The sequence below is a fragment of the Thermicanus aegyptius DSM 12793 genome, assembly GCF_000510645.1.
Taxonomy (GTDB): Bacteria; Bacillota; Bacilli; order Thermicanales; family Thermicanaceae; genus Thermicanus; species Thermicanus aegyptius.
In genome coordinates this window covers 366,696-379,003 of sequence record NZ_KI783301.1, presented here as the reverse complement: position 1 = coordinate 379,003, position 12,308 = coordinate 366,696, and the positions used below count along the sequence as shown (strand labels likewise).

Here is a 12,308-nt window from a genome sequence, read left to right as displayed (position 1 = left end):
CTTCACCGCTTTCTTCGCTTCTTGCCTGTATCCGGTTTTCAAGGAACGCTGAGGTTTCCCTCAAAACCGAACAGAAACTTCCCCTGCGAGGCGTTCTCCATAGAAAGGAGGTGATCCATCCGCACCTTCCGGTACGGATACCTTGTTACGACTTCACCCCAATCATCGGCCCCACCTTAGGCGCCTGAGCGACTTCGGGTGTTTCCGACTCTCGTGGTGTGACGGGCGGTGTGTACAAGGCCCGGGAACGGATTCACCGCGGCATGCTGATCCGCGATTACTAGCGATTCCGACTTCATGCAGGCGAGTTGCAGCCTGCAATCCGAACTACGACCGGCTTTTTGGGTTCCGCTCCGGATCGCTCCTTCGCCTCCCTCTGTACCGGCCATTGTAGCACGTGTGTAGCCCAGGACATAAGGGGCATGATGATTTGACGTCATCCCCACCTTCCTCCGCATCGTCTGCGGCAGTCAGCCTAGAGTGCCCATCCGCAATGCTGGCAACTAAGCTCAAGGGTTGCGCTCGTTGCGGGACTTAACCCAACATCTCACGACACGAGCTGACGACAACCATGCACCACCTGTCTCCTCTGCCCCGAAGGGACGAAGTATCTCTACTCCCGTCAGAGGGATGTCAAGCCCTGGTAAGGTTCTTCGCGTTGCTTCGAATTAAACCACATGCTCCACCGCTTGTGCGGGCCCCCGTCAATTCCTTTGAGTTTCAGTCTTGCGACCGTACTCCCCAGGCGGAGTGCTTATTGTGTGTACTGCGGCACGAAGGGCCTTGAAACCCCTCACACCTAGCACTCATCGTTTACGGCGTGGACTACCAGGGTATCTAATCCTGTTTGCTCCCCACGCTTTCGCGCCTCAGCGTCAGTTCTAGGCCAGAAAGCTGCCTTCGCCATCGGTATTCCTCCTGATCTCTACGCATTTCACCGCTACACCAGGAATTCCACTTCCCTCTCCTAGCCTCAAGTCCCCCAGTTTCCAATGACCTTCCGCGGTTAAGCCGCGGGCTTTCACATCAGACTTAAAGGACCGCCTGCGCGCGCTTTACGCCCAATCATTCCGGACAACGCTCGCCCCCTACGTATTACCGCGGCTGCTGGCACGTAGTTAGCCGGGGCTTTCTCGTTTGGTACCGTCACCTAAGGGGCCTACCCTTTCCCTTCTTCCCAAACAACAGAGTTTTACAACCCGAAGGCCTTCCTCACTCACGCGGCGTTGCTCGGTCAGGCTTTCGCCCATTGCCGAAGATTCCCTACTGCTGCCTCCCGTAGGAGTCTGGGCCGTCTCTCAGTCCCAGTGTGGCCGGTCACCCTCTCAGGTCGGCTACGCATCATCGCCTTGGTGGGCCGTTACCTCACCAACTAGCTAATGCGCCGCAGGCCCCTCCGTAATCGGGTCGCACCCTTTCCCTCCTCTCCCATGCGAAAAAGGAGCCTATCCGGGCTTAGCCTCGGTTTCCCCAGGTTATCCCGGTATTACGGGCAGGTTGCCTACGTGTTACTCACCCGTCCGCCACTGTCTAGAAGCGAGAGGCAAGCCTCTCACCTCTAAACCGTCCGACTTGCATGTATTAGGCACGCCGCCAGCGTTCGTCCTGAGCCAGGATCAAACTCTCCATTAAGAAGGTTCCGGAAGTTTCCTCCCTTCCCCCCTCTGCTCGAGTCTTCTTCCTCGACTCTCAGTTCTTCTTGCTTTTATTCCTCACAGGCGTTTCTGTTCAGTTTTCAAGGAACCATGGGCCTTTCTTCCCTCGCCGCCGTCGCAGCGACGTTCTTTAATATACCATAACGGATGCCGTTTCGTCAACTGGTAATTCTTTCGTTCGTTGAGCTATCATCCGTTAACCTGAAGCAAGATGTAATATACCACGCCTCGCCCCAAAAGTCTAGTCATTTTTTTGGCAATTTTACGTTTCCAACCGATATGCTCTTCGTTGGTAAAAAATTTGACACGGCATTTCAACGATTATAGACTTTATATAGAAAAAACGATTTGCAAAAGAACCCGTTCTTTTCACCCCAATCTATTAAATCGTAAAGAACGGGCAACCATTCTTTTGCTAAACGATAAAGGGGTACGCGTCCATGTTCTCAGGCAAATTAAATAAATTAAGAACCTACTCCATGATTGCACTGATCGCCGGTGTCGGTATCATGTACCTTGCAATTCTTGTGAAGCAGATACCGATTCTCATGGCCCTGCTCATGCTCGTCGGTTTCCTCGTCGTGATACTTTCCGCCTCCTCCTACTTCTGGATCGGACTCCTTTCTTCCCGCGCCGTATTGGTTCAATGTCCTACGTGTGGAAAAACGACCAAGATGCTGGGGAAAAATGATGAATGCATGTTTTGTAAACAGAAGCTTACGCTCGACCCCGCTTTTCAAAATAGGGACCAAGAAGTTCACGATGTAAAGGATTCCGTAAAAATAAATAAATCCTCCGAAAATTAACTCCTCCGAAAAACCCTAAAAAAATCCCTCTCCGATCAAGGGGAGGGATTTCTTTATAGGATTGCTGAGGTTAACGTGCCCACGCTTCTTGTATAGCCGCCCAAGCTTCCGGCTTTTCAAATCCCCTACGCCATGCGGCAAGACCCGCAAGGTTATACTTCTTTACCAGTTCCGCCCTTTTTTTTATCGAACCGGCATCTTCCAGCCACATTTTATATACGGTTCCCGTCATCGGATCTTTGTATTCCACATATTGCTGGCCACTCGCTTCGTCATAGACGGGGGTTAGCTTCCTCTCCTTCATCCAGTTCTCCGCCTGTTCCATCGAGAGCGCCCTTTGTTTTACAACCAACTTCCCGTCCGTACCCTTCGACTCGGACCAAAGGCGGGTGTAGAAAGGAACTCCCAAAAGAACCTTTTCGGGTGGAACCTCTTCCAATACCCCTTTTAAGCCCATTTCCACCCAAGGGAGGGAGGCCACAGAACCGGCTATAGGGCTTCCGGCCCAATGTTCATCATAGGTCATCACCACCACATAATCGGCGGTCTCGCCCAGTGCTTTCCGATCATAAAACTTTGACCAAGTCTCGCTCTCCGACTTTATCGTCACATCGATGCTTACCGTTAAATTTTGTTCATGTAGGTAGGGGGTGATTTCCCGGATGAACTGGACCAGCACTTCCCGATCTTTTAAATAAACATTTTCAAAATCAATGTTAAATCCATCTAAATTATAGATGGAGGCAAGCTGAAGCATTTGCCGCAAGATTCTTTGTCTCGTTTCAAAATTGGAAAGAAATGCTTGCGTGCGGTCGGGGTCAAATCCATTTGAAATAAGCCCCCATACCTGATACCCCCGTTCATGGGCCCACTTCGAATAGGTGAGATCTCCCAGATTTTGAACCGTACCCTTTTCATCTATAATTTCAAACCAGGTGGGAGCCACCACATTTACCCCTGCCAAATTTCCGATCGTGCTGGGATCCGGCGTATTCCGAACCACGTGCTCCCAGGTGAGAAGGATCGGTTTTCCCACAGGATTCCAGGGGCGGTAATCTTCTTCCCTCTCCCCTTCCGGAACCTTCTCCATCCCACTAAGGAAGAGATCTTTCTTCTCCATATAACCTACAATTCCTTTTCCAGTCCGAACCTCATACCACCCTTTTTCCTCACCAAGGATCTCCACCTTCTCCCCTGGTGAAAGGAGAAGATAAAGCGGCTCCTTTATAGAGGGTCCGGATCGCAGGGGCTTTCCTTTATCTTTTTCAGGATTTCCCAGAATGGTCCCTGTTTGCACCACATACCCCCAAGGTTTAATGAGGAGAACCCCCGTTTCCGGCTGATAGGAGAAGGAATAGGGATAAAACTTTTCCGCCACCTCCATGGGTAAGAAAGGCTCCCCATCTATCTTTTCCACGGGAAAGGTGAGGGGAAAGGTCTTTTCGTTCAAAAAAGCGGTAACCTGTTGATTGGGCAGGCGGAGCACTTTCTTCTCGGTGGTAAGAATGAGGCTGTCAATGGATTCATCCCAATACAGGTAGGGATCAATCTTCTCCCGGATAAAACTATAAGGAAGCCAAACCTTTCCATCCTTCACATAAGGTCCCTTGCCTTCCCACAGGGTATCCCCCACCCAAATGGGATGGGGACGATTGGGATAAGGAGATATTTTTTGTGAATTCGGCCAATAAAAAAAATAATAGAGATAGCCGGCGGCGATGATAACTAAAATGAAAAAGAGAAGGAGAAGCCATAAGAAAAGATTCAATCTTCTCTTTCTGCTTCTCCTCGGTTCTAAATTGATGACTGTCCCCATCTTACCCATCCTTTTTAAGTTTTCTCCCACTTTTCTCTAAAGTTCTCTTTTTGTAACAAAAAGCGATACGCCGGTATCCTTTTAAAGAAAAGCTTCTCAATGATGATGAGAGGCTTTCTTTTGGCAATCCGGACAAATTCCATAGATCTCCATCCGATGGCTGCTGGGGATAAAACCTGTACTCCGGGCTGCCTGTTCTTCCACCTCATTTAAGGTTGGATACTCAAAATCTTCGATTCTTCCGCAGGATGTGCAAGTGATGTGATAGTGTTCATGTGTATCGGCATCAAAACGACTGGAATGATCCCCAAAGGTTAATTCTCTAACTAAGCCTGCTTCCTTAAAAAGCTTTAAGTTATTATAAACCGTCGCTACACTCATGCTGGGAAAGCGGCTCTCCAACGCTTTATAGATCTCATCTGCAGTGGGATGTCTTTTGGTTTCCAGCAAATAAGCGAGGATCGCATATCTCTGGGGGGTCATCCGCACGCCTGTGCCTTTTAGAACATCAACGGCTCTCTCGATTGCGCGCGCGATCATGATCTTCACCTCGCAATCCACAATAGGAATTATTATTTTATATCATCTTTAAGATATCACAATTAGTTTATTCCTTCCATAGATAGTATGTCAATGACAAATTTCTGAAACCGGTCATTTTTTGTCGTTTTTTTTCGGGACCGCATCAGATTGGGACGCGAATCGGCAGTAGGGAAAAATGGGACACTCCATGCACCGTGGAGCGCGGGCATGACAAATCCTCCGTCCGTGCCATATGAGGAGATGATGGGCAAATGACCATTCGCTTCGAGGGATAAGATCCATCAGTTGTTTCTCTGTCTCCAAAACATCCTCGCTATTCGCCAGGCCGATCCGGTTGCTCACCCGAAAAACATGGGTATCAACGGCAATCGCAGGCACTCCAAATGCATTGGAAAGGACGACGTTGGCCGTTTTTCTTCCGACCCCTGGAAGTAAGAGCAATTCCTCCATCGTTCGGGGCACCTCTCCCCCATGCCGTTCCAGGATAATGCGCGCCGTTCGTAAAAGATTCCTGCTTTTATTCTTGTACAATCCAATCGTTTTAATCTTTTCGGAAAGTTCCTCTTCCGAAAGGGTGAGAAGTCTCTCCGGAGTTCCATATTCGGGGAATAAATCCTTGGTTACTTCATTCACCTTCTGGTCTGTTGTTTGGGCGGACAGGATGGTTGCCACCAAGAGTTCGAACGGTGTTGTAAAGTGAAGCTCACAGTGGGCATTCGGATAGGTCTCCTGTAACCGGTCCAGGATCAACCGGACAGGAACCGGCTGTTTCCCCGTCTTTGTCATTTCCCCTTCAATCATCTCCTTTTCTATGCATTCATCCAAATAAAAGCAATAGGAGTCTGTTTCTCCTCTGCTTATTCTTTCTGTTCTCCAACTTCTTTGTTAATTTCATGAAGTCCCGCATCCGGAATGCCCGCAAGGTGATTCACCCATCTGGCCGCCACAAATAAGTAATCGGAGAGACGGTTGAGATAGCGCACCACCACAGCCTGGAGCGGAATCTTTGAAGAGAGGGATACCACTCTTCTTTCCGCTCGCCTAACCACTGTTCTGGCGGCATGAAGTGAAGCAGAGGCGGGATGTCCACCCGGTAAGATAAATTGGGCAAGGGGAGGAAGTTTTTCCTCCATAAGATCAATCTCCTGCTCTAGAAAGGCAACATCCTCTTCCCGGATGGGCCAGGGGACCTCCTTTCCTTCCGGAGTAGAAAGCTCCGCCCCGATGTGAAAGAGTTTCGTCTGAATTTCCTTGAGCCCATGGCGGATCCGCTCCAGCTCCGCCGGATCGCCTCCCGTCTCCGGGAGAAGACTTAACGCAAGCCCGACGAAACTGTTCGCCTCATCTACGGTGCCATATGCTTCTACCCGCAGATCATCTTTTGGCACCCGGATCCCATAGTTTAAAGAGGTTTCTCCTTTGTCACCGCTTTTCGTATAGATCTTCATTCTATACCTCCTAATACCCCTTCGTGAAATGAATCCGATTCTTCATCTCCCCATATTCGCCGTTTAGATAGCGGGTGAGATTGTAGGTAAAGATGCGCAATGCTCTCTCCATATAACGGGGGGAAAGGCCCGACATATGAGGGGTGATCCAGCAATTGGGAAGTCCCCAGAATGGGTGGTCGGGAGGAAGGGGCTCTTCCGTGAAAACATCAAGGTAACAAGCCGCAATCCATTTCTCCTCCAAGGCCTTCACCAATGCCTTCTCATCAACCAGGGCTCCCCTGGCTATATTAATAAAGACGGCCTCCCTCTTCATTTCTCGGAACTCTTTTTCCCCCATCATCTTGTAGGTCTCCGGGGTAAGAGGAGCGACCAATACGACAAAATCGCTTTCGGCGAGAAGTTGGGGAAGTCCCTCCCGGTTGACCACCCGGTCATATTCGGGCAAAGGGGTTCCGCTTTTGGAAAGGCCGATCACCTCCATGCCGAAAAGACGGGCTTTCCGGGCTATCTCTGTTCCAATCGCCCCTGCCCCGATGATGCCCAGGCGCTTCCCTTCCAATTCATCCACTCGGATGCTCCGATCCCAAACCCTCTCCTTTTGATGCTCATAAACGATCCCGAATCGGCGGACGTGATAAAGCATCACCCCCAGGGTATACTCGGACATCGGTATTCCATGAATCCCTCTGGCGTTCGTAACGAGGATATTTCTCTTTTCAAGCGCTTCAAGGGGCATTTTGTCCAATCCCGCGCTTAAAACCTGAATCCACTTCAACCGGGGCATTCGGGATAAACGCTCATCGCTTAGGTCATCGCCGTAGGTGAGGAGAACCTCCAGATCTCCTGCCTTACTCATCACCTCTTCCATGGAGGAAAAAAAGGAAAAGTGAAGGTCCGGATAGGTTTCCCGCAATTCGTTCTGATGTTTCTCGCTCATTTTCGCAGAGGAGGCGATCTTCATCTCCCATTCACCTGCTTGCTAAGGACCGACTCCACCTCTTGCACATGCCCCTCCACCTTTACATTCCGCCATTCTTCCCTCAAAACTCCTCCCTCATCGATGAGAAAGGTGGAACGTTCAATCCCCATATATTCCCTTCCGTACCTCTTTTTTAATTTCCATACCCCGAACATCTCTGCCACCTCATGATTTTCATCGGCCAAGAGAAGAAAAGGAAGCGCATGTTTTTCAATAAATTTCGCATGGCTTTTGATGGGATCAGGACTAATCCCAATCACCACCGCTCCTTTATCAAGGATCTTATCATGGGCATCTCGAAAATCGCAGGCTTCGGTGGTGCATCCAGGCGTCATATCCTTTGGATAAAAATAAAGAATCACCTTCTTCCCTCGGAAATCGGAAAGGGAGACCATCTCCCCATTACTCCCCGGCAGCGTAAAATCGGGAACCTTTTCCCCTATTTGAACCATATTCTTTTCCTCCTTCGGATTTAGCCTTCTCTCAGCATTCTCTTCAATTCCCAGTTTACATGGAACAAAAAAGGGAATCAAATAATTAGGCTTCCGTAAACGTATGAAAAATGAAAGGAGAAAGCAATGAGGGTAACCCGCAAAATGGAGCATCACAAAAATTCCTGTCCCAACGAGCATAGGATCGCCTCCAAAGCGTTCAAAACAAGGAAGGAAAACATGGAGGATCAACCCACCGTCGCTCCGGGGATCGAAGATGATGTTTTAGAAATCGGAGCAACGGAAGAAGAAATTGAAAAGGGGGACTATACGGAGGTCTATAAACTTGAGGTAGATCCCTAATCCATATACCCATCTCCCTATTTTTTTGTTATAATAGGGGGCGTAAACATGAAACCAGACCATTAAATGATCGTATAAAGAGTAAAGTCAAGCAGTAGATCCTTTAGCATTCTTCTCTGCTCGACGAAACGATAAATCTACGAGACGAAAAGGATGGTTTATAAAGGAGGAGAAGTTAAAAATGCCTATTTTCACACCGTGGACCCTCTTGATTCTGCTTGCCTTTGGGCTTAGTTTATGGGCGCAATTCAGGGTTCAAGGGACATTTAGTCAATTTTCCCGTTATCGCACCTCCTCCGGAATGACCGGAGCGGAGGCGGCGAGAAGATTGTTAGACGCCAATGGGCTCTACCATATCCCTGTGGAGCCTGTTGCAGGCCGTCTAACCGACCATTATGATCCCATTCATAAAGTTGTCCGTCTTTCGGAACCCGTCTATGCCGGCAATTCCATCTCCGCCGTATCGGTAGCCTGCCATGAGGTAGGGCACGCCATTCAACATAAAGTTCAATACCCCATGCTGGTTGCCAGACATCATATCTTTCCTTTGGTTAATTTAACGGCTGGAGCAGCCCCTTTACTCCTATTGGCCGGTTTCTTCTTCAATCTGACCGGACTTCTCTTATTGGGAATCATCTTCTTCAGTTTCGCCGTCCTCTTTCAGGTGATTACCCTCCCAGTTGAATTTAATGCCAGCGCCCGAGCCAAAAAATTGATGGTGCAGATGGGAATCATCGACGACAGGGAAGTGGGAGGGGCAAGCCGAGTTTTAGGGGCAGCCGCCCTCACGTATGTGGCAGCTACCCTCATGGCTGTCCTTCAACTTCTTGAGTACATCTGGATCTTCAATCAAAGCGATGAGAGATAATGATTCCGTTCCACCTAAAAAGGATCACCTGAGACGGTGATCCTTTTTTTATCCCTCCTTTACTCCTTGAGGAGCGGCCGCGTTTACCTCTTCACCACATGAGCAGCTTGTGGACCCCGATCCCCTTGCGTCAAATCAAATTCTACATCCTGGCCTTCATCCAATGTACGAAAACCCTCCCCTTCAATTGCGGTATAATGGACAAAGATCTCTTTCCCATCATCCGCTGTAATAAATCCATATCCTTTTTCTGCATTAAACCATTTCACTTTTCCATGCATTGTCTTAACATTCCTTTCCCTTTTAAAACGATTGTGTTAACTTAGGTATAGTGTATCCATACCTCTTCTTTTTTAAAAAAATGCTCATATGTTTTAGGAGGGATCTCTGTGAATTGGATCAAATCGGAGGAGATGTATCAAAGGGCACTTCAGGTTATTATCGGAGGGGTAAACAGCCCATCTCGGTCTTATAAAGCGGTAGGGGGAGGAACGCCACTTTTTATGGAAAAGGCGAAAGGAGCCTACATATGGGATGTGGACGGGAACCGGTACATCGATTTTTTGGCTGCCTATGGGCCCCTCATCCTCGGACACGGACACCCATCGTTGGTGGCAGCGATTACCCAAGCTGCGGAAAACGGTACCCTCTATGGAACCTCAACCCCCTATGAAGTTGAGTTTGCCACCATGATTCGGGAAGCAATCCCTTCCATGGAGAGAATCCGCTTTGTCAATTCCGGGACTGAAGCGGTCATGACCACCATTCGGGTCGCCAGGGCTTTCACCGGAAGGACAAAAATCCTAAAATTTGAAGGTTGTTACCACGGCCATTCCGACTTAGTTTTGGTAGCGGCCGGTTCTGGACCGGCTACCCTCGGTATTCCGGACAGCGCAGGAATTCCTGAAAGCATCTCCCATGATGTGATCACCGTTCCGTATAATGATCCATCCTCTCTGGAATTCGCCATGGAGAAATGGGGAGAAGAAGTGGCTGCGGTCCTTGTGGAGCCTATCGTGGGCAACTTTGGCATCGTACCTCCACAAGAAGGGTTTCTCAATCGAATTCATGAAATTGCCCATGCACATGGCTCCTTGGTGATTTATGATGAAGTGATTACCGCTTTCCGCTTTCACTACGGCGGAGCCCAAAATCTATACGGGTTGACTCCCGACTTAACCGCATTGGGAAAAATTATTGGAGGGGGACTTCCCATTGGAGCTTATGGCGGCAAAAAAGAGGTGATGGAACAGGTTTCCCCTCTTGGTCCGGCTTATCAGGCGGGAACGATGGCCGGGAATCCTGCCTCCATGCTGGCAGGAATCGCAACCCTACAGGAACTTAAAAAGGAGGGGCTTTATGAGCATTTAGATCATCTGGCCGCCCTTCTTACCGAAGGACTGCTTTACCTAGCCTCTCAATATCATATACCCCTTACGATTAACCGGGTGAAAGGAGCCTTTTCCACCCATTTCACCTCTCATCCTGTCCGAAATTATGCCGATGCTAAGGCAGCAGACAGCCATCTCTACGGAATCTTTTTTAAAGAGATGCTAAAAAGAGGAGTCCTGCTTGCCCCCTCTAAATTTGAAGCCTGGTTTATACAAGCTCCCCATAGCGAAGAGGATATGGAAAAGACCCTACAAGCAGCGGAAGAGAGCTTCGCACTGCTTAAGACTTCCCTATAAGGCGGCAATATTTCTCATACCGACTATGTAATCATGCTGAAAAGGTTTTTTTCGTGTTCCACTTGACCGAGGAGTTTCCGGGCAGAGGTGCGGATCCGGGCGACCGTCCTTAAAGGAAATCCCATCCTCTCCCGATTCTCCTAAAATCCCCGTTCATCTAAACGTTCGTCAGCACAGATCAAAGGTTCTTTCAGAGAAAGAAGGACGGCCCTCTCCCACGTTCGATGCAAACTCCCGATTCTAAAAAAGAACATCTCCGCATTAATTCATCTGTTTCTGTTGCAATTGAGCATAACGATGCTCAATGGTTTCCATAAAAACGAGCTGCCTCTCGATATAGTGAAGAGCCACCTCAATTTCTTTCCGTTCGTTCTTTAGCCCAAGAAGTTCAAAGACCTGATGCCTCTCCAAACGCCTTTTCAGATCCTCCCTTAAGTTACGGTATCTCTTCAATCGTTCCAAGTCGGCTTCATAACTTGCCATTAATTCCTCAGTCCCTAGAAGATGATCAACTTGTCTCATCCCTGTTTCCTCCTTTCTGTACTCATCCTATTTCTCCCTCCAGCGCCTGGTTCCTTTGACTATATTTGTCATTTTATGACTTGTTTTAACACAATAAGGAAACCCGTCCGGTTGACGGGTTTCGACAAAATGTTTAACCACTCATCCTTAACCCTTTTTATTCTGCTGCGATTTCTGGTTCTTCTGACGAACCGCAGAAACATCCGTTTCACTCGCGAATTCTGCATTGGTGCTCTCAAGATTTTGAGCGGAAGCATTGTTCTGTTGGGCTACCTTTTGTACATTGGTGCCTGCAGGTGTTTTCTTCGCCACAATGATCACCTCCCATACCTCTAGGCTTTCCCGTCTAAAAAAAAATATCCGTCCCGTATCAGAGAGAGAACTGAATCACCCGCATGGGAATGGGCATACTTTAACGTAAAGAAGGCTCCAAGGGTTATTAAACTTTCTTATTATCAAAGTATTGATTTTTTCTCCTGATTATTTATATAATGAAGGTGTTAATGTTACATACTCAGATAAAAAGGAGGAAGATAATATGGCAAAGTATGAGTTACCCGCACTTCCCTATGCCTATGACGCGCTGGAACCCTATATCGATGAGGCAACCATGAAAGTTCACCACACGGGACACCATGCCGCTTATGTTAACAATTTAAATGCCGCTTTGGACAAACACCCGGAATTGTACGAAAAGAGCCTGGAAGATCTCCTCGCCTCCCTCGATCAGGTACCTGAAGACATCCGCACCGCTGTACGAAATAATGCCGGAGGTCACTGGAATCACAGCTTCTTTTGGCCGCTCATGAAAAAGAATGGTGGGGGTACTCCTTCCGGGGAATTGGCCAAAGCCATCGATGCCCAATTCGGCAGTTTCGACGCGTTTAAAGAGGAGTTCGGCAAGGTTGCGGCAGGCCGTTTCGGCAGCGGTTGGGCATGGCTTTTGGTAGAACAGGGAGGAAAACTTTCCCTTACCTCCACTCCAAATCAGGATAATCCCATCATGGAAGGGAAAAAGCCGATCTTAGGCCTTGACGTTTGGGAGCACGCTTACTATCTGAAATACCAAAACAAGCGCCCGGAATACATTAAAGCCTTTTGGAATGTGGTAAACTGGGAGCAGGTTGAAAAGAACTTTAATCAGTACAAATAAGCCTTTTCCCTGAGGGCATAAAACCGAAGAAAA

General features: G+C 48.5%; 14 protein-coding genes and 1 rRNA gene. 5 read left to right on the top strand and 10 right to left on the bottom strand.

Going from position 1 to position 12,308, the window contains the following annotated elements; all coding sequences use genetic code 11:
• Positions 1-103: 103 nt before the first annotated feature.
• Positions 104-1,632: ribosomal RNA gene (locus THEAE_RS0102000) — 16S ribosomal RNA — on the bottom strand.
• Between the two features lie 463 nt (positions 1,633-2,095).
• On the opposite strand from THEAE_RS0102000, the gene THEAE_RS0101995 reads away from it, so the two are divergent.
• Entirely contained in the window at positions 2,096-2,461 is a 366-nt protein-coding gene (locus THEAE_RS0101995; protein WP_005583841.1) for a DUF2614 family zinc ribbon-containing protein, read from the top strand.
• Positions 2,462-2,531: 70 nt separating this feature from the next.
• Here THEAE_RS0101995 and THEAE_RS0101990 read toward each other — a convergent pair whose 3' ends face one another.
• The 6 genes from THEAE_RS0101990 to bcp form a co-directional block, all read right to left on the bottom strand.
• Positions 2,532-4,277 (bottom strand): glycosyl hydrolase family 18 protein, encoded by a 1,746-nt coding sequence (locus THEAE_RS0101990; protein WP_028986358.1) that lies wholly within the window; start codon positions 4,275-4,277, stop codon positions 2,532-2,534.
• A 96-nt stretch (positions 4,278-4,373) separates the two neighbouring features.
• Positions 4,374-4,817, bottom strand: a complete 444-nt coding sequence (locus THEAE_RS0101985) for a Fur family transcriptional regulator (RefSeq protein WP_005583844.1) — start codon at positions 4,815-4,817, stop codon at positions 4,374-4,376.
• Between the two features lie 114 nt (positions 4,818-4,931).
• A complete protein-coding gene (gene nth, locus THEAE_RS0101980; protein WP_039944666.1) occupies positions 4,932-5,606 on the bottom strand; it encodes an endonuclease III in 675 nt (224 codons plus the stop codon).
• Positions 5,607-5,677: 71 nt separating this feature from the next.
• Positions 5,678-6,268 (bottom strand): cob(I)yrinic acid a,c-diamide adenosyltransferase, encoded by a 591-nt coding sequence (locus THEAE_RS0101975; protein WP_028986356.1) that lies wholly within the window; start codon positions 6,266-6,268, stop codon positions 5,678-5,680.
• Positions 6,269-6,278: 10 nt separating this feature from the next.
• Complete coding sequence (locus THEAE_RS0101970; RefSeq protein WP_028986355.1) at positions 6,279-7,232, bottom strand: D-2-hydroxyacid dehydrogenase; 954 nt, start codon at positions 7,230-7,232, stop codon at positions 6,279-6,281.
• The gene (gene bcp, locus THEAE_RS0101965; protein ID WP_005583849.1) at positions 7,229-7,702 is read right to left on the bottom strand and encodes a thioredoxin-dependent thiol peroxidase; all 474 of its coding nucleotides are present in this window, start codon (positions 7,700-7,702) and stop codon (positions 7,229-7,231) included. Before bcp ends, THEAE_RS0101970 begins: the two co-directional genes overlap by 4 nt.
• Before the next feature lie 126 nt (positions 7,703-7,828).
• Here bcp and THEAE_RS22820 point away from each other — a divergent pair, with 126 nt between their 5' ends.
• Positions 7,829-8,044 (top strand): hypothetical protein, encoded by a 216-nt coding sequence (locus THEAE_RS22820; protein ID WP_156920527.1) that lies wholly within the window; start codon positions 7,829-7,831, stop codon positions 8,042-8,044.
• Positions 8,045-8,225: 181 nt separating this feature from the next.
• A complete protein-coding gene (locus tag THEAE_RS0101955; protein WP_028986354.1) occupies positions 8,226-8,912 on the top strand; it encodes a zinc metallopeptidase in 687 nt (228 codons plus the stop codon).
• Between the two features lie 83 nt (positions 8,913-8,995).
• Here THEAE_RS0101955 and THEAE_RS0101950 read toward each other — a convergent pair whose 3' ends face one another.
• A complete protein-coding gene (locus THEAE_RS0101950; protein ID WP_028986353.1) occupies positions 8,996-9,193 on the bottom strand; it encodes a cold shock domain-containing protein in 198 nt (65 codons plus the stop codon).
• A gap of 108 nt (positions 9,194-9,301) precedes the next feature.
• On the opposite strand from THEAE_RS0101950, the gene THEAE_RS0101945 reads away from it, so the two are divergent.
• Positions 9,302-10,600, top strand: coding sequence for a glutamate-1-semialdehyde 2,1-aminomutase (locus THEAE_RS0101945; RefSeq protein ID WP_028986352.1), 1,299 nt, complete (start codon positions 9,302-9,304; stop codon positions 10,598-10,600).
• Between the two features lie 261 nt (positions 10,601-10,861).
• Here THEAE_RS0101945 and THEAE_RS0101935 read toward each other — a convergent pair whose 3' ends face one another.
• Both THEAE_RS0101935 and THEAE_RS0101930 read right to left on the bottom strand, forming a co-directional pair.
• Positions 10,862-11,122 carry a hypothetical protein gene (locus tag THEAE_RS0101935; protein ID WP_028986351.1) on the bottom strand — a complete coding sequence of 87 codons (261 nt, stop codon included), beginning with the start codon at positions 11,120-11,122 and terminating at the stop codon, positions 10,862-10,864.
• A gap of 147 nt (positions 11,123-11,269) precedes the next feature.
• Complete coding sequence (locus THEAE_RS0101930) at positions 11,270-11,434, bottom strand: gamma-type small acid-soluble spore protein (RefSeq protein WP_005584008.1); 165 nt, start codon at positions 11,432-11,434, stop codon at positions 11,270-11,272.
• A gap of 226 nt (positions 11,435-11,660) precedes the next feature.
• On the opposite strand from THEAE_RS0101930, the gene THEAE_RS0101925 reads away from it, so the two are divergent.
• The gene (locus tag THEAE_RS0101925; protein ID WP_028986350.1) at positions 11,661-12,275 is read left to right on the top strand and encodes a superoxide dismutase; all 615 of its coding nucleotides are present in this window, start codon (positions 11,661-11,663) and stop codon (positions 12,273-12,275) included.
• Positions 12,276-12,308 lie beyond the last annotated feature (33 nt).

What these genes read in the sequence shown, in the direction of transcription:
- bcp (WP_005583849.1), bottom strand. Translation starts at nt 7,702, where the DNA reads ATGGTTCAAATAGGGGAAAAGGTTCCCGATTTTACGCTGCCGGGGAGT.
- THEAE_RS0101995 (WP_005583841.1), top strand. Translation starts at nt 2,096, where the DNA reads ATGTTCTCAGGCAAATTAAATAAATTAAGAACCTACTCCATGATTGCA.
- THEAE_RS0101990 (WP_028986358.1), bottom strand. Translation starts at nt 4,277, where the DNA reads ATGGGGACAGTCATCAATTTAGAACCGAGGAGAAGCAGAAAGAGAAGA.
- THEAE_RS0101955 (WP_028986354.1), top strand. Translation starts at nt 8,226, where the DNA reads ATGCCTATTTTCACACCGTGGACCCTCTTGATTCTGCTTGCCTTTGGG.
- THEAE_RS0101950 (WP_028986353.1), bottom strand. Translation starts at nt 9,193, where the DNA reads ATGCATGGAAAAGTGAAATGGTTTAATGCAGAAAAAGGATATGGATTT.
- THEAE_RS22820 (WP_156920527.1), top strand. Translation starts at nt 7,829, where the DNA reads ATGAGGGTAACCCGCAAAATGGAGCATCACAAAAATTCCTGTCCCAAC.
- THEAE_RS0101970 (WP_028986355.1), bottom strand. Translation starts at nt 7,232, where the DNA reads ATGAAGATCGCCTCCTCTGCGAAAATGAGCGAGAAACATCAGAACGAA.
- nth (WP_039944666.1), bottom strand. Translation starts at nt 5,606, where the DNA reads ATGACAAAGACGGGGAAACAGCCGGTTCCTGTCCGGTTGATCCTGGAC.
- THEAE_RS0101925 (WP_028986350.1), top strand. Translation starts at nt 11,661, where the DNA reads ATGGCAAAGTATGAGTTACCCGCACTTCCCTATGCCTATGACGCGCTG.
- THEAE_RS0101985 (WP_005583844.1), bottom strand. Translation starts at nt 4,817, where the DNA reads ATGATCGCGCGCGCAATCGAGAGAGCCGTTGATGTTCTAAAAGGCACA.
- THEAE_RS0101975 (WP_028986356.1), bottom strand. Translation starts at nt 6,268, where the DNA reads ATGAAGATCTATACGAAAAGCGGTGACAAAGGAGAAACCTCTTTAAAC.
- THEAE_RS0101935 (WP_028986351.1), bottom strand. Translation starts at nt 11,122, where the DNA reads ATGAGACAAGTTGATCATCTTCTAGGGACTGAGGAATTAATGGCAAGT.